At 63.5% G+C, this 20918-nt stretch carries 21 protein-coding genes; 14 read left to right on the top strand and 7 right to left on the bottom strand.

Annotated features, from left to right (window positions below):
- Nucleotides 1–160: 160 nt before the first annotated feature.
- Both AC04SG_RS01515 and AC04SG_RS01520 read right to left on the bottom strand, forming a co-directional pair.
- On the bottom strand, nucleotides 161–943 hold the full coding sequence (locus tag AC04SG_RS01515) for a FadR/GntR family transcriptional regulator (protein WP_192259406.1): 783 nt from the start codon (nucleotides 941–943) through the stop codon (nucleotides 161–163).
- A gap of 176 nt (nucleotides 944–1119) precedes the next feature.
- Nucleotides 1120–2109, bottom strand: a complete 990-nt coding sequence (locus AC04SG_RS01520) for a sugar-binding protein (RefSeq protein ID WP_203278765.1) — start codon at nucleotides 2107–2109, stop codon at nucleotides 1120–1122.
- A 522-nt stretch (nucleotides 2110–2631) separates the two neighbouring features.
- On the opposite strand from AC04SG_RS01520, the gene AC04SG_RS01525 reads away from it, so the two are divergent.
- The 12 genes from AC04SG_RS01525 (at nucleotide 2632) to AC04SG_RS01580 (ending at nucleotide 13772) form a co-directional block, all read left to right on the top strand.
- Nucleotides 2632–3372, top strand: coding sequence for an ATP-binding cassette domain-containing protein (locus AC04SG_RS01525; RefSeq protein ID WP_112560281.1), 741 nt, complete (start codon nucleotides 2632–2634; stop codon nucleotides 3370–3372).
- A 21-nt stretch (nucleotides 3373–3393) separates the two neighbouring features.
- The gene (locus AC04SG_RS01530) at nucleotides 3394–4392 is read left to right on the top strand and encodes an ABC transporter permease (RefSeq protein ID WP_112560280.1); all 999 of its coding nucleotides are present in this window, start codon (nucleotides 3394–3396) and stop codon (nucleotides 4390–4392) included.
- 23 nt (nucleotides 4393–4415) lie between these two features.
- On the top strand, nucleotides 4416–5186 hold the full coding sequence (locus tag AC04SG_RS01535; protein ID WP_488549642.1) for an SDR family oxidoreductase: 771 nt from the start codon (nucleotides 4416–4418) through the stop codon (nucleotides 5184–5186).
- Between the two features lie 302 nt (nucleotides 5187–5488).
- Complete coding sequence (locus tag AC04SG_RS01540) at nucleotides 5489–6316, top strand: helix-turn-helix domain-containing protein (RefSeq protein WP_488549643.1); 828 nt, start codon at nucleotides 5489–5491, stop codon at nucleotides 6314–6316.
- A 112-nt stretch (nucleotides 6317–6428) separates the two neighbouring features.
- Entirely contained in the window at nucleotides 6429–6872 is a 444-nt protein-coding gene (locus AC04SG_RS01545; RefSeq protein ID WP_352559855.1) for an SRPBCC family protein, read from the top strand.
- 15 nt (nucleotides 6873–6887) lie between these two features.
- Nucleotides 6888–7682 carry an FAD binding domain-containing protein gene (locus tag AC04SG_RS01550; RefSeq protein ID WP_488549644.1) on the top strand — a complete coding sequence of 265 codons (795 nt, stop codon included), beginning with the start codon at nucleotides 6888–6890 and terminating at the stop codon, nucleotides 7680–7682.
- A gap of 60 nt (nucleotides 7683–7742) precedes the next feature.
- Nucleotides 7743–8225, top strand: a complete 483-nt coding sequence (locus AC04SG_RS01555; protein WP_488549645.1) for a (2Fe-2S)-binding protein — start codon at nucleotides 7743–7745, stop codon at nucleotides 8223–8225.
- A 127-nt stretch (nucleotides 8226–8352) separates the two neighbouring features.
- Nucleotides 8353–9720 (top strand): xanthine dehydrogenase family protein molybdopterin-binding subunit, encoded by a 1368-nt coding sequence (locus AC04SG_RS01560; protein WP_488549646.1) that lies wholly within the window; start codon nucleotides 8353–8355, stop codon nucleotides 9718–9720.
- Nucleotide 9721: 1 nt separating this feature from the next.
- Nucleotides 9722–10726 (top strand): xanthine dehydrogenase family protein molybdopterin-binding subunit, encoded by a 1005-nt coding sequence (locus tag AC04SG_RS01565; protein ID WP_488549647.1) that lies wholly within the window; start codon nucleotides 9722–9724, stop codon nucleotides 10724–10726.
- A 9-nt stretch (nucleotides 10727–10735) separates the two neighbouring features.
- A complete protein-coding gene (locus tag AC04SG_RS01570; RefSeq protein WP_488549648.1) occupies nucleotides 10736–11617 on the top strand; it encodes an AAA family ATPase in 882 nt (293 codons plus the stop codon).
- Between the two features lie 149 nt (nucleotides 11618–11766).
- Nucleotides 11767–12885, top strand: a complete 1119-nt coding sequence (locus tag AC04SG_RS01575) for a vWA domain-containing protein (RefSeq protein ID WP_488549861.1) — start codon at nucleotides 11767–11769, stop codon at nucleotides 12883–12885.
- Nucleotides 12885–13772 (top strand): amidohydrolase family protein, encoded by an 888-nt coding sequence (locus AC04SG_RS01580; protein WP_488549649.1) that lies wholly within the window; start codon nucleotides 12885–12887, stop codon nucleotides 13770–13772. The genes AC04SG_RS01575 and AC04SG_RS01580 overlap by 1 nt, the downstream gene beginning before the upstream one ends.
- A 4-nt stretch (nucleotides 13773–13776) precedes the next feature.
- Here the strand turns inward: AC04SG_RS01580 and AC04SG_RS01585 are convergent, their stop codons facing one another.
- The 3 genes from AC04SG_RS01585 to AC04SG_RS01595 all read right to left on the bottom strand — a co-directional run bounded on the left by AC04SG_RS01585 (nucleotide 13777) and on the right by AC04SG_RS01595 (nucleotide 16303).
- Nucleotides 13777–14307, bottom strand: coding sequence for a GNAT family N-acetyltransferase (locus tag AC04SG_RS01585; protein ID WP_488549650.1), 531 nt, complete (start codon nucleotides 14305–14307; stop codon nucleotides 13777–13779).
- A 27-nt stretch (nucleotides 14308–14334) separates the two neighbouring features.
- Nucleotides 14335–14742: a carboxymuconolactone decarboxylase family protein gene (locus AC04SG_RS01590; RefSeq protein WP_488549651.1), complete on the bottom strand. Its 408-nt coding sequence runs from the start codon at nucleotides 14740–14742 to the stop codon at nucleotides 14335–14337.
- 127 nt (nucleotides 14743–14869) lie between these two features.
- Complete coding sequence (locus AC04SG_RS01595) at nucleotides 14870–16303, bottom strand: DHA2 family efflux MFS transporter permease subunit (protein WP_488549652.1); 1434 nt, start codon at nucleotides 16301–16303, stop codon at nucleotides 14870–14872.
- A gap of 112 nt (nucleotides 16304–16415) precedes the next feature.
- Between AC04SG_RS01595 and AC04SG_RS01600 the strand changes: the two genes are divergently transcribed.
- The gene (locus AC04SG_RS01600) at nucleotides 16416–17417 is read left to right on the top strand and encodes an ornithine cyclodeaminase family protein (protein WP_488549653.1); all 1002 of its coding nucleotides are present in this window, start codon (nucleotides 16416–16418) and stop codon (nucleotides 17415–17417) included.
- Nucleotides 17414–18895, top strand: a complete 1482-nt coding sequence (locus tag AC04SG_RS01605; RefSeq protein ID WP_488549654.1) for an HAL/PAL/TAL family ammonia-lyase — start codon at nucleotides 17414–17416, stop codon at nucleotides 18893–18895. The genes AC04SG_RS01600 and AC04SG_RS01605 overlap by 4 nt, the downstream gene beginning before the upstream one ends.
- 25 nt (nucleotides 18896–18920) lie before the next feature.
- Here AC04SG_RS01605 and AC04SG_RS01610 read toward each other — a convergent pair whose 3' ends face one another.
- Both AC04SG_RS01610 and AC04SG_RS01615 read right to left on the bottom strand, forming a co-directional pair.
- Nucleotides 18921–19724, bottom strand: a complete 804-nt coding sequence (locus tag AC04SG_RS01610; RefSeq protein WP_192259435.1) for a 3-methyl-2-oxobutanoate hydroxymethyltransferase — start codon at nucleotides 19722–19724, stop codon at nucleotides 18921–18923.
- Nucleotides 19725–19810: 86 nt separating this feature from the next.
- A complete protein-coding gene (locus AC04SG_RS01615) occupies nucleotides 19811–20899 on the bottom strand; it encodes a fatty acid desaturase family protein (RefSeq protein WP_488549655.1) in 1089 nt (362 codons plus the stop codon).
- Nucleotides 20900–20918 lie beyond the last annotated feature (19 nt).

Below are 20918 nucleotides of genomic sequence, written 5' to 3' on the forward strand. Positions count from 1 at the left end.
GGCTGTCATCCGAAGGCTCGCGCAAAACATCTTGGCTGCCCATCCGCTCGACAAACCTATCGCCAGCAAGATGCGAAGGGCAAACTGGAGCAAAGACTTCTTCTATGACCTCTTTACTCATATGCGATAGCCCTGCCACAAGGGGGGAGGTCGCGCTGCCTCACCGCCGCGCCTTGCCGATCCCCTCATCCGTATTGGCCAGCAACTTTCGCACCGCGTTGCGGGCCGCGTCGGGCCGCTGCAGGCGGATGGCCTTCTCGATCGCTTCGTGCAGCTTCTGGGCGTGCTGCTGGTCGCTGACCTGTATGGTCGTGAAGACGAAGAGATGGTCGAGCGCCGATTCGATCAGCACGCCGAGCGGCACCAAAAGATCGTTGCCGGAGGCGCGTAGGATCGTGAGGTGAAAGCGCGTATCGGCGCGGATACGCTGCTGCAGGCTCAGCGCCTCGCCCATTTCCCGGCAGGCCTGGCTGATCTCGGCCATCTGCTCGTCGCTGCGTCGCATCGCGGCAAAGGCGCTGGCTTCCGGTTCTATGATGTGACGGAACTCCTGCACCGTGCGCAGGAACGCCTCCCGGTCCGGGCCAGTCGCATACCAGGCCAGCACATCGCGGTCGAGCAGGTTCCAGCGTTCCCTGGGCTCGACCCAGCTGCCGATCTTGGGCCGTGAAGCCAGCAGGCTTTTGGCCATCAGCATTTTGATGGCTTCGCGCACCGCCGAGCGGCTGACGTTGAACATCTCCGCCCATTTGGCTTCGTTTGGCAGGATGGCGCCTGGCGGATAGTCGCCGCGCACGATCCGAAGCCCGATCTCGTTGGCCAGCGAGGCGTGTACACTGGAGCCAGGGGGCCAGGCCGTATCCGGTCGTCGAACAGCGGTGGCAACCGGGCCGGCGGGCACATCAATCGTGGCGGATCGCCTTCTTGGTCTGTCGTCCGGCATCTTCGGCATCGGCAATTTGTCGCAGGGAACCCGTCCGGAATTGTCCGTGCCCTTCGCCGAAAGCAAGACGCATGAGCCCGTCAAAGCCGGAGCTTGCCGCCCCGACAATGTTGCCTGTCCTTGTCCCTGAGGAAAATGACGGGGCGCCCCTGAAAGGGCGCCCCCGGTATCGCTGGCTATTTCTGGATGCAGGTGTCGACCGTATCCTTCGTGCATTCGTCGAGGCCGGTGAACACCGGATCGGCGACGGCCTTGCCTTCGATGAGATCGATCATCACCGACGGCGCCTTGTAGCCCATTTCGAACGGCCGCTGACCGACCAGCGCCGTGACCAGACCGTCACGGGCGATCGCCACTTCGTCGCCGATCGTGTCGGCGGCTCCAATGACGAAATCATTGCTGGCGATGCGGTCCTTGAGCGGCCCGAACAGGTCGCGATAGGGCTGCGGGGCGCCGAACAGCGGCCAGCCGCCCATGATTCCGAAGGCGTCGAGCTTCGGGTTGGCGGCGAGGATATCGGTCATCGCCTGCACGCCCTTGGCGCCATCGTCATTGGTGAACACCGGGCAGCCGGCGGCTTCAGTCCAGCCGCCTTCGCCGGCGAGTGCCGCCAGGCCTTCCTTGCCCGACAGCGCATCACGCATGCCTTGCGCGCGGCGCAGGATGTTGTCGGCCGCTGGATTGCCTTCGATGGTGCAGATCGTGCCGCCGTTCGGCTTGCCCTTCTTGATGTACTCACCGATCTTCTTGCCCATCAGGTAATTGTCGGTGCCGAGATAGGTCTTGCGAAGTGCTGCATCTTCCTTGGCCAGGTCGGCGTCCACGGTCATGATCGGGATCGTCGGATTGGCGGTCTTGATCGTCTGCGCGATCAGCGGCGCGTTGGACGGCGAAATCGCCATCGCCACCGTGTCGGCCTTGCTCAGCATATCCTGCACGATCTGCGCCTCGCCGGCCTCGTCGGATGTCGACGCTGGGCCGGTGTAGAAGCACTCATACTCCGAGCTGGCGTTTTCCTTGTTCCACTTCTCGCAGCCCTGGTGGATGGCCTCGAAGAACGGATTGTCGAGACCTTTCACCACGATGACGAGCTGCTTCTTGGCCAAAGCCGGCCCGGCGCCCAGCGCCATGGCGGCGACGGCGGCAAGCAAAACTGTTTTCCTCATATCAGTCCTCCCTTGGAAACAGACGGACACGACGTGCCCGCCACACGAACCAACCCGGAATACGGTGACAGAGGGTCGCTATGCGAGCGCTCTTGTCGGCAAGCCAGGTCGATAAGCATTTCATTTCGGTCAGCCGGTTCGAAAAGAGGCCGGCTGGCACCGATGCATTCCTGCTGACCCCACACGCAAACCGGCACGGGGTCGGCAGGTTACTCCTCCGCCCTCCAGCTAATATCGGCTTGTGGCCAACGTCAATGGTATTTGTCCTACAAAACGGATTTTTAGATTCCGCCTGCCGATTGACGCCCGTGCAGTCATTTGCGTAAATGGAATTCAACATCGCTGTCCCGGGAGGAGCTGGGCGAGCGAGGCCGCGGGCAGAACCGGCGGTCTGAGCATGATCCCGAAAAGTGGGAACCGGTTTTCGGAAGAGATCATGCTCCAACAACAAAGTGTTGGACCTGGATGACGTTTCAACCAAACGTCATCCCAGATCCAAGTAACGGGGAGGCAAGAAGGCTGGTGGCGGTTCTCGAACTCACCAACATCTCGAAACATTTCGGCGCCATCCAGGCGGTCAACGACGTCTCGTTGTCCATCGAGCCGGGCCAGGTCGTCGGGCTGATGGGCGACAACGGCGCCGGCAAGTCGACGCTGGTCAAGATGATCGCCGGCAATTTCCGCCCGAGCCACGGCTCGATGCAGATGGACGGCAAGGAGTTGATCTTGCACAAGCCGGTGGAGGCGCGCCAGCACGGCATCGAGATCGTCCACCAGGACCTGGCGCTGTGCAACAATCTGACCGCCGCAGCAAACGTCTATCTCGGCCGCGAATTGCGCCGGGGCGTCGGCCCGTTCCGCATCCTCGATTATGCCGCCATGTACAAGCGCGCCGGGCAGATTTTTGCCGAACTGAAATCGGAGACGCGGCCGCGCGACCTGGTCAAGCAGATGTCGGGCGGCCAGCGCCAGGCGGTTGCCATCGCCCGCACCATGCTGTCGCAGGCCAAGATCGTGCTGATGGACGAGCCGACGGCGGCAATTTCGGTCCGCCAGGTCGCCGAAGTGCTGAACCTGATCCGCCATCTGCGCGACCAGGGCATCGCCGTGGTGCTGATCAGCCACCGCATGCCCGACGTTTTCGACGTCGCCGATCGCGTCATCGTCATGCGGCGCGGCAGGAAAGTCGCCGACAAGAGGATCGCATCCAGTTCGCCCGAGGAAGTCACCGGGCTGATCACCGGCGCGATCGAACAGGTCTGATTAGGGGGATAAATGTCGACAATGGCAGTCACGCTTGACCAGACGATCGCGCAGAAACAGCACAGCTTTTTCTCGCGCATGTTCGCCAGCCAGACCTTCTGGGTGGTGATCGCCGTCATCCTCGCCTGCATTTTCCTGTCGTTTGCCACCGACGCTTTTGCGACGCAGAAAAACCTCTACAACATCACCCGCAACATCACCTTCGTCGCCATTATCGCGCTCGGCATGACGTTCGTCATCATCACCGGCGGCATCGATCTGTCGGTCGGCTCGGTGCTGTGCCTGTCGTCGATGGTGCTGGCCGTCACCATGCATGCCGGCTATTCGATCGAAATCGGCATCCTCGCCTCGATCGCCACCGCGCTCGCCATCGGCGCCTTCAACGGCATTTTGATCGCCTATCTCGGCTTTCCGCCTTTCGTGGTGACGCTCGGCATGCTGTCGATCGCGCGCAGCCTTGCCATGGTCGCCTCCAACAACACCGTCGTCTTCCAGTTCGGCCCGGACCACGACAAGCTTCTGGCGCTGGGCGGCGGCGCCTGGGTGTTCGGCATCGCCAATCCGGTGCTCTACATGATCCTTCTGGCGCTGATCACCGGCTTCACGCTGCGCTGGACCAAATTCGGCCGGCACATCTTTGCCATTGGCGGCAATGAGCACGCGGCGACGCTGACCGGCGTTCCCGTCAAGCAGATCAAGGTTGCCGTCTATATGATCTCGGCGCTGGCGGCCGGCATTGCCGGCATCGTCCAGACTGGGTGGCTGGGCGCCGTCACCACCAATCTCGGCACCGGCATGGAACTGCAGGTGATCGCCGCCACCGTCATCGGCGGCGCCAATCTGGCCGGCGGCGTCGGCACGGCCTTCGGCGCGATAGTCGGTGCTGCGCTCATCGAAGTCATCCGCAACAGCCTTGGTCTGCTCGGCATCAATGCCTTCTGGCAAGGTGTGTTCATCGGCGGCGCCATCCTGCTTGCGGTGCTGTTCGACCGCATCCGCAACTTCAGGCGCAATGACTGAACCTTCCGCTGGAAACCATTGCTTTGACATCGAAATCCCTGTTTAGCCTCGACGGGCGGCTGGCGCTGGTAACCGGCTCCGGCCAAGGCATCGGCCTGGCGCTGGCGCGCGGCCTTGCCGAGCATGGCGCAAGTGTCGTGCTGAATGGCCGCGATGCCGGCAAGGTTGCCAATGCGGTGGCAGGTTTGCGTGATGCCGGCTTCACGGCGCACGCCTCGACCTTCGACGTGACGGACTTTCGCGCCGTCGATGCGGATGTCGCCCGCATCGAGGCCGAGATCGGTCCGATCGACATCCTGATCAACAATGCCGGCATCCAGTTTCGCGCCCCGCTCGAGGATTTTCCCGAGGAGCAATGGGAGCGGCTGTTCAAGACCAATGTCTCCGGCGCCTTCCATGCCGGCAAGGCAGTCGCCCGCAACATGATCGGGCGCGGAAAAGGCAAGATCATCAACATCGGCTCGGTGCAGAGCGAACTCGCCCGGCCCAACATCGCGCCCTATACGGCGACCAAGGGCGCGATCCGCAATTTGACCCGTGGCATGTGCACCGACTGGGCGAAATATGGGCTTCAGATCAACGCCATCGCGCCCGGTTATTTCCGTACCGAAATGAACCAGGCACTGGTCGACAACCAGGAATTCTCCGCCTGGCTGGAAAAGCGCACGCCTGCCGGTCGCTGGGGTTATGTCGACGAGCTGATCGGCGCCGCAGTGTTCCTGGCGTCGGACGCATCATCCTTTGTGAACGGCCACACGCTCTATGTCGACGGCGGTATGACGGCTTCGGTTTGATGGACGGATTTCTCGGCCAAGGCTAGCGCCGCCCCTCATCCGCCTGCCGGCACCTTCTCCCCGTATAGTGACGGGGAGAAGGGGGCTGACCGGCAGGACAATGAGGGGCGGAGCCGGCCTTTCAGAACTAGGAGGCGGCGACCGCTGTTGGTTTCGGTACCTATCGCTCAGTCTGAAAATCCGCAGCAACATCCGATAGCTAGGGCCTGCTTTCGCCCCGCGCCTTGACGGGAGCCCGAACTCAGCCGCACAATCCCGGGTGCAGGCGAAGGGAGGCCAGTCGTCTGCGGGAGGATATACCCATGACGGACGCGATCAGGCTCTATTGGGGCCGGTTCGGACATGTTTCTGTCCTGAATGTCGCCAGCGACTTCGTCACCCATGCCCATGTCGAGGCACATATCATCATCTGGCTGGAAGGCACGGCCGGCGAGATGACCATCGGCCGCGAGACGGTGGCGTTGGGACCCGGCACCGCCGCGGGGATCAACTCCTACCAGCCGCACAGCCATGTTCTGTCGCAGAATGGCAGGCCCGGCCTGTTCCTCGCCTTCTACATCGATCCCGACTGGGCGCGCCGGCGCCGCGACCTGCCGTCGTCGGCGCCGCTGTTTGCCCAGGCCGCGATCACGCTCGAACCCTGGCTGCACCAGGCCGCCGCCAATCTGCTCGATCATTTGAGCGACAATGAAAGCATCGACGACGTCGCCAATTACGAGATCGAGCGCTTCATCGATAGCGTGCTTGATGCCGCCGACGCTTCGGCGCCGCAAGAGGGGCGCATTCGCATCAACACAATGCAGGATTTCCGCGTTCGCAAGGCGATCCAGCTGATGAAGGCCAATGTCTGCGAGCGTATTTCGTTCGATGACGTCGCCCGCAGCGTTGGCCTGTCGCGGCCGCATTTCTTCGCATTGTTCAAGGAACAGACCAATCTGACGCCCAATGTCTATTGGAACACGCTGCGCATGGAGGAAGCCGTGCGGCAGTTGCAGTGGTCGCAGGAGCCGCTGATCTCGGTCGCCTGCAATCTCGGCTTCACCACCCAGGGCAATTTCTCGCGCTTCTTCCGCGACCATGTCGGAGTGCCGCCGACGCTTTACCGCGAGGCGGCGCGGGCCATGGCCTGAGCAAGCCGCTCGTTTTTCAGACTCCTTGATAGGGCCGCAAGACCCATTGATAAGCGCGGCACCGGCCGCTGCCCTACCTTGAATGTAGATTCGATTGCTAGGGAACGAGCTCATGGTTGATGTCACCATATCCAGCGTCATCGACGCGCCTGTCGAGAAGGTCTGGGCGCGCATTCGCGACTTCAACGGCCTGCCGGGCTGGCATCCGCGCATGGTGGAAAGCCATATCGAGGACGGCAAGGACGCCGGCACCATCGGCTGCGTGCGCAATTTCGAGCTCGCCAGCGGCGCCCGTATTCGCGAAAAACTGCTCGACTTCTCCGACGAGAATTTCCGCGTCAGCTACTCCATCCTGGAGACGCCGCAGCCGCTGACCAATCACAAGGCGACGCTGCAATTGCGCCGCGTGACCGATGGCGACCGCACCTATGCCGAATGGACTGCGAGCTTCGACGCCGCGCCCGAAGAGGCCGACAAGATCGCCGCCGGCATGGGCGCCAATGTCTTCCAGGGCGGCTTCAATGCGCTGAAGAGCCATTTTTCCGGCGAAAGCTGAACCAAGGAGCCTGCCATGGCACTTGCCCTCCAGACCTTTCCGACCGTCGGGGACGCCAACGCAGCGCTGAAGGCGTCCGGCTCGCGCTATCTCGGCGGCGGCACGCTGGTTGTGCGCGCCACCAATGAAGGCGATGTCTCCGTCACCAGCCTTGTCCGCTCCACCGATCCCTCGCTCTCGGCCATCGAGATCGCCGGCGGCAAAGCCCGCATCGGCGCCTCCGTGACCATGGCGGCCATCGCCCGCCATCCGCAGCTCGGCGCCATCGCCAAAGCGGCGCGCGCCGTCGGCGGCCCCGCGATCCGCAACATGGCAACGGTCGGCGGCAATCTGTTCGCGCCGGCGCCCTATGGTGATTTCGCGGTTGCGCTGCTGGCGCTGGATGCGACCGTCAGCACCGATGATGGGGAATTGCCGATTGGGGATTTTTTGGTCAAGCGGGACGACAACCACGCCATCGTCACCTCAGTCAGCTTCGCGCTGCCGAAGGCCGAGAGCTTCCGCTTCCTGAAAGTGTCGCGGGTGAAGCCCAAGGGCGTCTCGGTGTTGAGCATCGCCGCCGCGCTCGAACAGGCCGGCGACGGCGCAATATCCTCGGCGCGGATCGCGCTCGGCTGCATGGCCGACCGGCCGACGCGTGCACGCGCGGCGGAAAAGGCGCTGATCGGCAGGCGGCTTGACCGGGACGGCATCGCAGCAGCACTGGCTGCGGCAGGTGAAGGCACTTCGCCGATCACCGACCCGGTCGCCAGCGCCTGGTATCGCGCCGAGGTCCTGCCGGTCCATCTCGGTCGTCTGCTGCTTACTTAACCACCGCTAGGGGGGCGCGCGTCTGTCCGATCAATCGGGCAGGCGCGCTGGGAGGAAAACATGGCAAAGGTTCCGGTTCAGTTCACGCTCAACGGCAGCGAGAAGGCCGAATTCGTCGAGGGCGGCACGACACTGCTGCATGCGCTGCGCGACAAAATCGGCGACACCTCGCCGAAAGGCGGCTGCCATCAGGGCACGTGCGGCGCCTGTTCGGTCATCATCGACGGCGAGCTGAAACTCTCCTGTCTAACGCTGGCCGAAACCTGCAGCGGCTCTAGCATCACCACGACATCGGGCCTCGCTGAAGCCGGCGTTCTGCATCCGCTGCAGCGCGCCTTCCTCGATGCCTTCGCCACGCAATGCGGCTTCTGCACGCCGGGCATGATCATGGCTGCCAAGGTGCTGCTCGACCACACGCCCAATCCGAGCCGCGAGGATGTCGTCGAGGCGCTGTCCGGCAACATCTGCCGTTGCACCGGTTACGAACCGATCATCCAGGCGGTGCTGACCGCGGCGCGCGCCAATTCGCAGAACGCCGCCTAGAGCCGGATGATTTCAGGTCGAATCGACCTGAAATCTGAATCCGGCTCTAAATCAAAGAGATAGAGCATGATGTCGTCCGAAAACCGCCTCACACTTTTCGGCATCATGCTCTGAGGGGACCAAGAGAATGGAACTGCGCAAGAGCTATTTCGCCGATCAGCGCAAGGACGGCCTGCACGAGATCGGCCAGGGGCGGCCGCGGCTGGATTCGCCGGGCCATGTCACCGGGAAAACCGCCTATTTCGCCGACCGCAACGTTCCCGGCATGCTGCATCTGAAAATGGTGCGCAGCCCGCATCACCATGCCCGCATCCGCTCGATCGACACGTCCGAAGCCGAGAAGCATCCGGGCGTCGTGAAAATCCTCACCGCCAAGGACGTGCCGCACAATGTCTACACCATCCTGATCCTGATCCAGATCGGCCCAGAGGACGAGACGGTGCTGGCCGATGGCAAGGTGCGCTGGAAGGGCGAGGCCGTGGTGGCGGTACTGGCCGAGACCGAACGCGCGGCGCAGGAAGCCGCCGCCAAGGTCAAGGTTGACTACGAAGTGCTGCCGGCCGTCTTCGATATGGAGGAGGCGCTGAAACCCGGCGCACCGCTGGTCAACGAATATCACGGCCAGAACTATTATCTCTATGACAGCGGCGAATGCCGCAAGGTGCGCTTCGGCGATGTCGAGGCAGGCTTTGCCGAGGCCGACCATATCCTCGAGCAGAGCTACCAATCCTCGCCGATCGAGCATGCGCCGACCGAGACCACCGGCTGCGTCGTGGTTCCCGAAGGCAATGACCGCTTCACCTGCTACACCAATACGCAGGCGATGTTCTTCACCCTCGATAACGCCTCGATCATCCTGCAGATGCCGGGCTCGAAGCTGCATTTCGTCGGCGGCACGGTCGGCGGCGGCTTTGGCGGCAAGGTCGATGTCATCGTCGAGCCGATTGCCATCCTCGGCGCCAAACTAACCGGACGACCGGTCTGTTTCATCTACAGCCGTGAAGAGGAAATGCAGATCTCGTCACCGCGCGCGGCCGAAAAGGTCGTCATCAAGGACGGCGTGATGAAGGATGGCCGCATCGTCGCGCGCAAAGTGACCGGTTACACCGATGCCGGCGCCTATTCGCGCCACTCGCCCTATGGCGCCCAAAAGGGCGCTGCGCACTATCCCGGGCCCTATACGATCCCCAATGTGTGGATCGACACCTACTGCGTCTACACCAACCGCACGCCCTCGTCGGCCATGCGCGGCTTCGGCGTCACCATCGGCGACTTTGCGCTGGAGGTGCAGATGGACAAGCTGGCGCGGCTGATCGGCATGGACCCGCTCGAATTCCGCTTTATCAACGCCTATCGCGACGGCGACATGAAGGCGCATCGCCAGCCGACCGAAGGCGCGGCGCTGATCGAGTGCATGCAGGAGGCCTCGCGCGCCGCCAACTGGCCGGTGGCCGAAAAATACATGGCGATGTCCTCCTACAAGAAGGGAGCCTGAGATGGCGATCCGGCGCGGACGCGGCGTCGCCGCGATCAACTATCCGACAGGTATGAATCTCGGCGGCGATCCGACCCAGGCGCTGGTGCATTCGACGCCGACCGGCAATTTCATGGTGACGCTATCGTCCGTCGATCTCGGCCAGGGCCTGAAGCAGATCATGGCGCAGATCTGCGCTGAGACGATAGGTGTGCCCACCGACCGCGTCATCATCGACACCGCCGATACCGACACCGGTCCGCACTGCATGGGCACCTTCGCCTCGCGCGGCACGCATCGCGCCGGCAATGCCGTCATCCAGGCGGCCAAGGAAGCCCGCCAGGTGATGCTGGAAGTGGCCGCGGAAGAGCTGGAAGTGAACGCCTCCGACCTCGAGACGGATGGCGAAGGCAACATCCTGGTCAAGGGCGCGCCGCAAAAGTCGATTTCGATCTTCGACGTCGCGCTGTCGGCGCATTTCAAGCGCGGCCGCTCGATTTCGGGACGCGGCATGTTCCTGATCCCGCGCTCCTATCCGGAAAAGGAAACCGGCGCGATGAAGCCTTCGACCTGCTACGCCCATGCCTGCACGGTGGCCGAGGTCGAGGTCGATGACGAGACCGGCGAGGTGACTGTGCTGACCGTCAAGAATGTCTTCGAGATCGGCCGCGCGCTGAACCCGAAAATGGTCGAGCAGCAGCTGGTCGGCGGCTCCTGGATGGGCATCAGCCATGCGCTCTACGAAACCACCGAACCCTATTATCCCAACCGCGACCATGGCGGCACCGACTTCAACCAGTATCTGATGCCGGGGCCGGGCGACCTTGCAGAGACCGAGGTCATCGTGCTGGAACGCCCATCGGCGGACGGCCCTTATGGCGCCAAGGGGCCGGGGGAAATGTGCGCCAACCCGCAGATACCCGCTGTCGCCAATGCCGTCTTCGACGCCGTCGGCGTACGCATCGACACGCTGCCGATCACGCCGGAGCGCATTTTGCGCGCGCTCAAGGCGCAAGCGGCGAGCTGAGGACTGGAAATGCCGGAGGTGACTGCCGAGACTGTCGCGACCTCACCGGAGGCGGTGGCGCAGCATCTCGCCGCCTCGCGCTATCTCGCCGACGACAGTCTTGCCACCGCCATCTTCCTCGCCATTCGGCTCGGCAAGCCACTGCTGCTCGAAGGCGCGCCCGGCGTCGGCAAGACGGAAGCGGCGAAGGCCATCGCCGAAGCTCTCGGGCGAGATCTGGTGCGGCTGCAATGCTATGAAGGCATCGACGCAGCACACGCACTCTACGAATGGAATTACCAGCGCCAGCTGCTCGCCATCCGCCATGCCGGCGAGCATGAGATCGACATTTATGACGACCGTTTCCTGATCGCCCGGCCGTTGCTCCAAGTGCTGCGAGCGCCAGAGCAGCGCGTGCTGCTGGTCGACGAGATCGACCGCTCCGACCATGAATTCGAAGCGCTGCTTCTCGAATTCCTCTCCGATTTCCAGATCAGCATCCCGGAGCGCGGCACCATCCGCGCCGAAGCGCAGCCGATCGTCATCCTGACCTCCAACCGCACCCGCGAACTCGCCGAAGCATTGCGCCGGCGCTGCGTCTATCACTGGATCGGCTATCCCGACGCCGCGCGCGAGGCCGAGATCATCATGCTGCGCGCCGGCGCTGTCGCCGAGTCCACCGCGCGTGCGGTCGCCAATGCCGTGCAGGAGATCCGCGGCCGCCCGCTCGCCAAGCCGCCGGGCATCTCCGAGGCCGTAGAGTGGACCAATGCCGCCACCATATTGGAGAAGGGCGGCAGCCCGTGGCCAGAAGCCTTCCGCCTCGCCATCGGCGTGCTGATCAAGGACGAGGAGGATTTGTCCGTGATAACGCCGGAGCTAGGCCGGATTGTCGAGGAGGCGCTGGCGTGAGCCGGGACCTCAACGACCCCTTCGCCCCGTTTACGGGGAGAAGGTGCCCCGAAGGGGCGGATGAGGGGCGGCGCCATGGTGGGCAGAAGGTGGCGCTACCCCTCACCTGCCTGCCGGCATCCTCTCCCCGTAAACGGCGCGAGGAGAGCTTGCCCCGCGCCGCCGAACCCTTGCTCGGCTTCGCCCGCTTGCTGCGCCACCACGCCTTTCCCATCGCACCCGAGCAAGTCTCCAGCTTCATGCAGGCCGTTACCCTGCTCGGCCCGCGCTCCATGGCCGACATCCGCGAGGCGGCGCTCGCAACGCTCGCGCCCTCACCCGACCGCCGCGGCGAATTCGACGCGCATTTCCGCAGCCATTTCTATGGCGACGCCAGACCCTCGATCGCAGGCGAAGAAGACGAAGAAACCCGCATCAATGACGATCACGGCACGCGCGAGGAAAACAACCAGACCACGCACCAGGACAAAGGTGGCGAATTGTCGTCGGCGATCGAACAGCTGAGCAGCCGCGACTTCCAGCGCGACGATGATGGCCTTGTCCCCTTCCGCCACAAGCTCGCTTGCGCGCTGCCCGCGCGCCGCTCCTTCCGCACTATGCGCACCCGTTCGCACGGCGCGCTCGACCTGCGCCGTTCGCTCAGCGAAATCGTCAGCGCCGATGGCGACATCCCCTCGCCGCAGCTTCGCCGCCGCCAGACCGTGCCGCGCAAGCTGCTGCTCTTGATCGATATCTCCGGCTCGATGAAGCTGCATACCGCCGACTATCTCAAACTGGCGCATGCGACCGTGCAAGGCGCCGACCGCGCGGAAGTCTTCACCTTCGGCACGCGGCTCACCCGCATCACCTCGGCACTGCGCATCCGCGATCGTGACCAGGCGCTGGCGCGCGCCGCTGCACTGGTCGACGATTGGGACGGCGGCACGCGCATGGGGCCGACGCTGCTCGCCTTTCTCTCGGTGCCGCGCTTCTCGGCCTTCGCGCGCGGTGCTGCAGTCGTCATCCTGTCGGATGCGCTGGAACGCGGCGACCATGCCGATCTCGAAACCGCGATACGCCGCCTGAGCGCCCGCGCCTTCCGGCTTTCGCTGGCAACACCTTTGGCCGGCGATCCGCGCTTCCAGCCGGCTACAGCGGCGCTGCGCGCCATCCTGCCTGACCTCGACGATCTCATCGACGGCTCGTCGCTGAACAGCCTCACCGATTTCATCCTGTCGCTAGCCCGCCCTGCCCCGGCGGCATCGACAATCTGGAAAAGGGTATCGTGATGCAGAAAGCCATCGACGCGCATTTCCACATCTGGCGCCAGCAGGATCAGCCCTGGCTGGTCGGTCCGATGGTGCCGCGTATCTTCGGGCCGTACGAGCCGATCCGCCGCGACTATCCGATCACGGAGTTTCTCGACGACCAGAAAGGCGCCGGCGTCGAAAAGGCGGTCTATGTCCAGACCAACTGGGCCAAGGAGGATTTCGAAAAAGAGGTCGCCTTCCTGCAGAAGACCGCTGATGAAACCGGCTGGCCGCATGCCATTGTTGGCTATGCCGACATGGCCGTGGACGACGTCCGGCACCAGATCGACCGGCTGATGAAATACCCCCTGCTGCGCGGCGTGCGTATGCAGCTGCACTGGCATGAGACGCCGGCCTTCCGCTTCGCCGCCTCGGCCGACCAGGTCATCGACCCAAAGGTGCGGGCCAATGTGGCGTGGCTGAAGGACTATGGCCTGTCGTTCGACCTCCAGCTCTTTCCCGCCCAGATGAAGGACGGGCTGACGCTGGTCGGCGAGAACCCGCAGACCAATTTCATCCTCACCCATGCCGGCATGCTGACAGGCATGGAGCCGGAGACGACCGAAGCCTGGAAAGCCGGCCTGCGCACGCTGTCAGCCGCGCCGAATTTTTACGCCAAGCTGTCGGGACTCGGCACCTTCGTGCACCGCAACGACCCGGATCTGATCGCCTACATCGTCGACAATGCGATCGACATTCTGGGTAGCGACCACCTGATGTTCGGCTCGAACTTCCCGATTGAGAAACTTTGGACCAGCCACGCCGAGCTGATCAAGGCGCACCGCGCGGCAGTAGCAAAGCACGGCGCGGCCGCAGAGGCGGATATTTTCTGGAACACGGCGAAAAAGGTGTACCGGCCAGTTTAGCGGCTCATAACTGCTTGCCCAAAACCTGGACCATATGCCGTTTGGCGCCGAAGCTGACCGGGCCTGCCATCCGCACAGGTTCGAAGCCTTGCCTCTGCCAGAACCGAAGCCCGTGCTCGTTTTCTGTGAGCACACCGAGCTCCACCCGTTCCACATGCTGTGATTTCAGCCACCTGAAAAAGCCGTCGCAGAGAGCCTGCCCCACTCCTTGCCCGCGAAGGGCCTTGTCGATCATCAGCAAGGCGATCCACCAGCACCCTGCGTGCGGATAGTCCCTGTCGCAGGCCAGCAGGCCTACAAGCTCACCATCGACGGCTTTCAATCCGAACACGACCTTGTCGGCCTCCGTCCGGTTGGGCGGAAAGCTTTCGAACTCCTCCCTTGCGCTGTCGGCAGTGGGCAGCTCGCCTCGCTCCAGCAAGACGTAATCCGAGCAAGCCTGATAAAGCCGCACCAGCCGCGGCGCGTCGTTTCCAATTAGCCCTTCAATCTCGTAGCCGGCGAGCGAAATTGGAAATCTGATCGTTTTGTCCATGAAATCCTGGCCCTGGAGGAGCGCCCCTCACTTCACTTCAAACTCAGGATCGACCGGGATCTGCATGGCCGTCACCAGATGATTGGTCTGCCCGGCCAGCCCGATGATCGACACCAGTTCGCCATGCTGCGCATCGGTCATGCCTTTGGCGCGTGCGGCTGCCGTGTGCGAATGGACGCAGTAAGAGCAGCCATTGGCAGTGGACACCGCCATGTAGATCATCTCCTTGGTCAGCGGATCGATGGCGCTTTCAGTGGCCATCACCACCTTCACCTGTTCCCAGGTCCGTTTCAGCAAGGCTGGATCATTGGCCAGCCCGCGCCAGAAATTGTTGACGAAATCCGATTTGCGCGTCGCACGGATGTCATCGAACACCGCCTTGGCGACCGGGATTTTCTCGACCTCGGCGTCGCTGAGAAGTTTTGTGGTGGCCATGGCGGTTCCTTTCATCTGGGTCTGCGAACGGGATGAATCAGGAGCAAACGCCACTAATCCATTTGCCGCACTTTGAATTTTGCTCGTTCCGGCAACAAATTATTCCACAGCTGAGAATGTCTGAACGTCAACCCTGCGTCGCGTGGCCGGAGACCTCGGCGCCCGCACCGGGCGGCAGCACGAGGAACCGCAACGCCGCCACCAGCCCGATGGTGCCGATAACAACAAAGGCGATGCGAAAATCAACGAGGTCGAGCGCCGGCCGGTCCCTCATGATCTGCGACACGTTGAGTATCGCCGCCGCCACCGCGACACCGAACAGCATCGCTATTTGCTGCAGCATGGAAGACAGCGTCGCCGCCGAGCTGCGCTGCGCCGCGTCGATGTCGGCGAAGGCCAGCGTGTTCAGCGCGGTGAACTGCATCGAGCGCGACAGGCCGGCGACCAGCATCAACGCCACCACCAGCGCCTGCGGCGTCTCGGGCGAGATCGCCGCGCAGGCCATGATCGAGGCCGAGGCGATCAGGCCGTTGACGACCATCACCGAACGGAAACCAAAGCGCCGCAGCGTCGGCGTCGTCACCGTCTTCATGCCGAGATTGCCGAGGAAATAGGCCAGGATCATCAGGCCGGCATCGACGGGCGAAAGCCCGAAACCAACCTGGAACAGCAATGGCAGCAGGAACGGCGTGGCGTTGATCGCCACACGGAAGATCGTGCCGGCGGCAAGCGTCGAGATGGCGAAGGTCAGTACCTTGAACGCGGAGAGATCGAGCAGCGGATGCGGCGCGCGCCGGAGATGCCGAACCGCCAGCCATCCGATGACGATGCCCGCCGCAACCAGCACCACCGTTGGCAAGGCGCCATCCTCGGGATGCGCGATCCGCTCCAGGCCATAGAGCAGGAGCGCGAGCCCCAGCGATGTCAGGAAAAATCCCGGCCAGTCCAAAGGCTTGGGATCGGCCTCGCGATCGCTTGGAATGAACCGGGCGACCAGCGCCAGCCCGATCAGCCCAAGCGGGATGTTGATGAAGAAATTCCAGTGCCAGGAGAGATAGGTGGTGATGAAGCCGCCGAGCACCGGCCCGACGACAGGCGCGAACAGCGCCGGCCAGGTGATCAGCGCCGTGGCATTGAGCAGCTCCGACTTCGGCGCATTGCGAAGCACGAGAATACGCCCGACCGGCGTCATCAGCGCGCTGCCCAGGCCCTGCACGACCCGGGCAGCGACGAATTGAGGGAGACTTTGCGAGAAGCCACAGGCGAGCGAGACCAGCGTGAACAGCACGATCGCCAGCAGGAAGATGTTGCGCGCCCCGAAGCGGTCGGCAAGCCAGCCCGACAGCGGCACGAACACTGCCATGGTCAGCATATAGACGGTGATGCCGATGCTCATCGCCACCGCCGGCACGCCGAAGGATTGGCCCATCTGCGGCAGCGAGGTCGAGATGATCGTCGAATCCAGCAACTGCATGAAAAACGCGATGGCGACGATCAGCGCCACCCGCCGCGCATTGCTGGCGGTCTCGGTGGAGGCTTCGGTGTCGGGAACGGCAGTCATGACGAACCGCGTTGAACAGCATATGGCTGGCCCAGTCCAGAGCCTAGCCAACAAACTTCCGTGTCGGCGCGCGGCCTGTTATGGATTAGCGCCTTAGCGGCAAGGAACCTGCATGAAGCCGATCTATATCGACTACCTCAATGCCCTCGATATCGAAGCCCTTGATATGACCGACGGCGAAATCATTGCCGCCGTCGAGGCTGGACTGGTCGCGCAAGGCAACGGCCAGACGGTGATCGAGCCGCGCGTCCATCTCGAGCCTGATCCCTCCTTCCACGGCCATTTCAACGTGCTGCGCGGCTACGTCGCGCCGCTCGATGCGGCCGGCGTGAAAATTGTCGGCGACTATGTCGACAATTATCTGCACGGCCTGCCCTCGGAATTCGGCATTTTGAACCTGTTCGATCCGCGCACCGGCACGCCGCGCGCCATCCTTGACGCCACCGTCATCACCGACATGCGCACCGGCGCCGTCACCGCCATCGGCGCCAAGCATCTGGCGCGCAAGAACTCGAAGGTGCTTGCCCATATCGGCGCGCGCGGCACCGCCTACTGGAACGTGCGCCTGCTCGATCATCTCTTTGATTTCGACGAGATCCGCGTCCATTCGCGCCGCCCGGAAAGCCGCGACGGCTTTGCCGCCAAACTTTCAGCCGATCTCGGCAAGACAGTCACCGCGGTCGCCGACTGGGAGAGCTGCGTCAAAGGCGCCGACATCGTCGTCGAGGCCTCGCGGCTTTCGGAGCCGCAGCCGCTACTCAAGACCCAATGGATCAAACCCGGCGCTTTCGTCGTGCCCTATGGTACGATGAGCGCGGTCGAGCTGTCGCTGACCGACATCATGCAGAAAATGGTCGTCGACGATTGGGGCCAGTGCAAGGGCGGCAAGTTCGGCTCGCTGCGCGCCCATGTCGAGACCGGACGGCTGAGCGAAGAGACGCTGCATGCCGAACTCGGCCAGATCGCCGCCGGCCTCAAGCCGGGCCGGCAGAGTGACGACGAGACCATCCTGTTCTGGCATCGCGGCCTATCGCTGTCCGACATTGCGCTGGGCAAGGCAATGCTGGCCAAGGCCACAGACAAGGGCATAGGCCAGAGGCTGCGCTTCGCATGAGCGCGCTCGTCCTCAGCGGCGCCGGCATCAGCGTCGAGGATGTCGCGGCCGTCGCCCGTGGCGGCCGCAAGGTCGAGGTCGGGCCCGGCGTCATCGAGAGGCTCGACAAAGCCCGCAAAGTGCTTGACCAGGCCGCAGCGTCCGGCCAGCAGATCTACGGCCTCAACACCGGGCTCGGCGCCAATCTCGGCACCACGGTCGAAGGCGATGCCAGTGCCTTCCAGCGCCAGCTGCTGGAAGGCCGCAGCGGCGCTGTCGGCGAGCCGCTGCCGCAAGAGGCGGTGCGGGCAACAATGCTGGCGCGCGCCGCGATGTTCTCGGTTGGCGGTTCGGGTATTTCGCCGGCTGTTTTGACCGCCCTTGTCGACGCGCTCAATGCGGGCGTGCATCCTGTGATGCCGTCTCTAGGTTCAATCGGCGCCGGCGACCTGCTGCTGATGACCGCGATAGCCCGCACGCTGATTGCGGAGGGCGAGGCTGACTACCAAGGCCGGCGCATGCCTTCCGCAAAGGCGTTGATGATGGCGCGGTTGGCGCCGGTCAGCCTGGCGCCCAAAGACGGACTGTCGTTGATCAATGCTTCGGCGGTCTCGACGGGCGCCGGCGCACTGGCGCTCGCTGATGCCCTCTCAGCCTTTGAACAACAGCAGCAAGCCGGCGCACTGACGATGGAGGCACTTGGCGCCAACCGCACCATCCTCGATCCGCGTCTGCATCTGGCGCGTCCGGCGGCCTGCCAGCAGCTTGCGGCAAAGGAGCTACGCGATCTGCTCGCCCGCGACGAGCAACCGCCGCCCACCACCTTGCAGGATCCGCTTTCGGTCCGCTGCATGCCGTCGATACACGGCGCGCTGATCCAGGCGATCGACAATGCAAGGCTTGCGGTAGAAATCGAGCTCAACGCCGCCGCCGACAATCCGCTGGTACTCGGAGAGGACAATTTGGTCTTGTCGACAGGCAATTTCCACACCGCCTCGATGGCACTCGCTTTCGAGACGCTTGGCCTCGCCATCGCGCAGGCCTCAGCCGCAACGGCCGCACGCTTCGTCCAACTCACCGGCTCCGGCCGCAACGGCCTGCCCAAATATTTGTCGCCAATCGGCGGCGCGTCCGCCGGCTTCGTGCCGCTGCAAAAGACAGTCACGGCGATCCTCGCCGCCATCCGCCACAAGGCCAATCCCGTGATGCTCGACTTCCTGCCGGTCTCGGAAGGCGTCGAGGACCATGCGACGCAGACGCTGCTCGCTGTTACGAAAAGCGCCGGCATGATCGGCCTGTGGCGACGGTTGATCGCCTTTGAGCTGATGGCGGCAGCACAGGCGGTCGATTTGCGCGAAGGCCTGACGCTGGCGCCGGCGACAGGAGTCATCCATGCGGCGGTGCGCGCGCACGTGGCAAGCCTCAGGGAAGACAGGCCGCTCGGCCCGGACGCCGAGCCGCTTTACGCCTCGCTCGCCAACGGCGGTTGGCGGGCGTAACAGCGACCAGGCCAGATCGGCGAGTTCAGGCCTTTTCATCCACCCTTTTCATGAATTGGCTGAGCTCGGCCGGGTCCATGCGCACCACATGCTTGTCTTCCGGATAAGCGCCGCTGTTGACGTCGGCGACATATTCGGAAAACGCCGCCACCCGCTCCGCTTGCAAGCGGTCATATTCGGCTGCGAAATTGCGATAGACCTTGGAATGGCGCGGCATGTGGCCCCTGTTCTGGCCGAGTATGTCGTCGGCGAACAGGTATTGCGCATCGCAGCCGGTGCCCGCGCCCATCGACAGCATGATCAGCGAGGTGCGCTCCGAGATCGCCTTCGCCACCTCGACCGGCACCACTTCGATCTCCGCGCCGAGCGCGCCGACGGCCTCATACTGCTTGACCGCCTCGAAGATCTGCATGGCGGTGTCGGCGGTCTTGCCGACGGCCTTGAAACCGCCGGTCCAGGTCGCACGCGACGGAATGAGACCGACATGGCCGATGACGGGGATGGCATCGTCGGCAAGCCGCTTCACGGTGGCGAAGCCGGCGCTGCAATAGACCGCGTCGGCGCCGGCCTTGTAGAGCCGGAAGGCCCAGCGCAGAAAATCGTCCGCCGTGCCGATCTCGTAAAAATTCTCGCCCGGCATGGTGAACAGGCTGGGCGCCGCATCGCGGTATTGCGGGTTGAGCACCAGCTCCGGCGGCACCGAGACGATGTCTACCCCTGCCCGCTCGGCGGCCTCGGCCTCATCCATGGTCAGCACGCGCAGCATGGTTAGCTGGCGCTTGCCCTTCATGGCGCGTAAATCGGCCACCGTCGGTCTCTTTCGGCTCATCTTATGTCCCTGTTTGCTGGAATTGATTTTCCCGATCACCTTACCGGCCACGAGACAGGCCGGATAGCTGGGTTCATAGGCAGCGGCTACTCCGCCGCCGCCGACATATCGACCTCGTGAAACTCGCCACGATAGGGCCGAGCCGTCGGCGGCAATTCGCGCTTGAGGAAATAGTCCTCGTATCGCAGCTGCTTCAAAAGCACCGGCCAGACCTCGCGGTAGGCATGCCACATCGACGGGTTCGCCACCGGCAGATCGTGCTTGATCAGTTCGTGCAGCCTCGGCAGCGCGTGATAGGGCACCATCGGGAACATGTGATGTTCGACGTGATAATTCATGTTCCAGTAGATGAAGCGGCTGACCGGGTTCATGTAGACGGTGCGGGTGTTCAGCCGATGGTCGACGACATTGTCGGCCAGCCCGATATGCTGCAGCAGTCCGGTCAGCACCATGTGCCAGCTGCCATAGAGGCGTGGCAGGCCGATCAACACCAACGGCAGCCATGATTTTAGCGCGATCGCGGCGGCAATCGCCGCCGCATAGATGGCCACATGCCAGCGCGCCGCCATGATGGCCTTGCCCTGCTCACTTTCCGGAATGTAGCTCTTTTCATCGTCAGACAGCTTGCCGAACGCCTGGCGCACCAGGATCGGCAGCGAATAGCGGAAATCGAGAAGGCCGGTGAAGGCGAGCGCCGCCTTGATCAGGTTTGGCGGCCGCATGACAGCGATCTCGGCATCGCGCCCGACGATGACGGTATCGGTGTGATGCCGGGCATGGCTCCAGCGCCATTGCACCGGATTGCGCACCACCATGAAGCTGGCAATCTCGTAGACGACATCGTTCATCCAGCGCGTGCGGAAAGCCGTGCCATGGCCGCATTCATGCCAACGCGAATCGCTCGACGAACCATAGAGCACGCCATAGACGAGCAGGAATGGCACCACCCACCATGTGCCCCAGAACCAGACGATGCCGGCGCCCGAGCCCAGGATCGCACCGATCCAGATCACCGTGGTGCGGATCGCCGGACCATCGGAACGCTGCATCAGCTCCTTCATCGCTTTGCGCGGCACGTCGGTGTGATACCACTCGGCCGACGCCAATCCGGTTTCGATCGCCCGGCGCGTGCTTTCGCCGACCAGGCTGTAATCGCGTTTTGTCTTGACCGCCATCGTCACCTCCCGCCCGATC

The organism is Mesorhizobium sp. CNPSo 4684, from assembly GCF_057784315.1.

Excerpts from the sequence above, each read along its gene's own strand:
- AC04SG_RS01515 (WP_192259406.1), bottom strand. The coding sequence starts at position 943 with ATGCCGGACGACAGACCAAGAAGGCGATCCGCCACGATTGATGTGCCC.
- AC04SG_RS01520 (WP_203278765.1), bottom strand. The coding sequence starts at position 2,109 with ATGAGGAAAACAGTTTTGCTTGCCGCCGTCGCCGCCATGGCGCTGGGC.
- AC04SG_RS01530 (WP_112560280.1), top strand. The coding sequence starts at position 3,394 with ATGGCAGTCACGCTTGACCAGACGATCGCGCAGAAACAGCACAGCTTT.
- AC04SG_RS01540 (WP_488549643.1), top strand. The coding sequence starts at position 5,489 with ATGACGGACGCGATCAGGCTCTATTGGGGCCGGTTCGGACATGTTTCT.
- AC04SG_RS01545 (WP_352559855.1), top strand. The coding sequence starts at position 6,429 with ATGGTTGATGTCACCATATCCAGCGTCATCGACGCGCCTGTCGAGAAG.
- AC04SG_RS01550 (WP_488549644.1), top strand. The coding sequence starts at position 6,888 with ATGGCACTTGCCCTCCAGACCTTTCCGACCGTCGGGGACGCCAACGCA.
- AC04SG_RS01555 (WP_488549645.1), top strand. The coding sequence starts at position 7,743 with ATGGCAAAGGTTCCGGTTCAGTTCACGCTCAACGGCAGCGAGAAGGCC.
- AC04SG_RS01560 (WP_488549646.1), top strand. The coding sequence starts at position 8,353 with ATGGAACTGCGCAAGAGCTATTTCGCCGATCAGCGCAAGGACGGCCTG.
- AC04SG_RS01565 (WP_488549647.1), top strand. The coding sequence starts at position 9,722 with ATGGCGATCCGGCGCGGACGCGGCGTCGCCGCGATCAACTATCCGACA.
- AC04SG_RS01570 (WP_488549648.1), top strand. The coding sequence starts at position 10,736 with ATGCCGGAGGTGACTGCCGAGACTGTCGCGACCTCACCGGAGGCGGTG.
- AC04SG_RS01580 (WP_488549649.1), top strand. The coding sequence starts at position 12,885 with ATGCAGAAAGCCATCGACGCGCATTTCCACATCTGGCGCCAGCAGGAT.
- AC04SG_RS01585 (WP_488549650.1), bottom strand. The coding sequence starts at position 14,307 with ATGGACAAAACGATCAGATTTCCAATTTCGCTCGCCGGCTACGAGATT.
- AC04SG_RS01590 (WP_488549651.1), bottom strand. The coding sequence starts at position 14,742 with ATGGCCACCACAAAACTTCTCAGCGACGCCGAGGTCGAGAAAATCCCG.
- AC04SG_RS01595 (WP_488549652.1), bottom strand. The coding sequence starts at position 16,303 with ATGACTGCCGTTCCCGACACCGAAGCCTCCACCGAGACCGCCAGCAAT.
- AC04SG_RS01600 (WP_488549653.1), top strand. The coding sequence starts at position 16,416 with ATGAAGCCGATCTATATCGACTACCTCAATGCCCTCGATATCGAAGCC.
- AC04SG_RS01605 (WP_488549654.1), top strand. The coding sequence starts at position 17,414 with ATGAGCGCGCTCGTCCTCAGCGGCGCCGGCATCAGCGTCGAGGATGTC.
- AC04SG_RS01610 (WP_192259435.1), bottom strand. The coding sequence starts at position 19,724 with ATGAGCCGAAAGAGACCGACGGTGGCCGATTTACGCGCCATGAAGGGC.
- AC04SG_RS01615 (WP_488549655.1), bottom strand. The coding sequence starts at position 20,899 with ATGGCGGTCAAGACAAAACGCGATTACAGCCTGGTCGGCGAAAGCACG.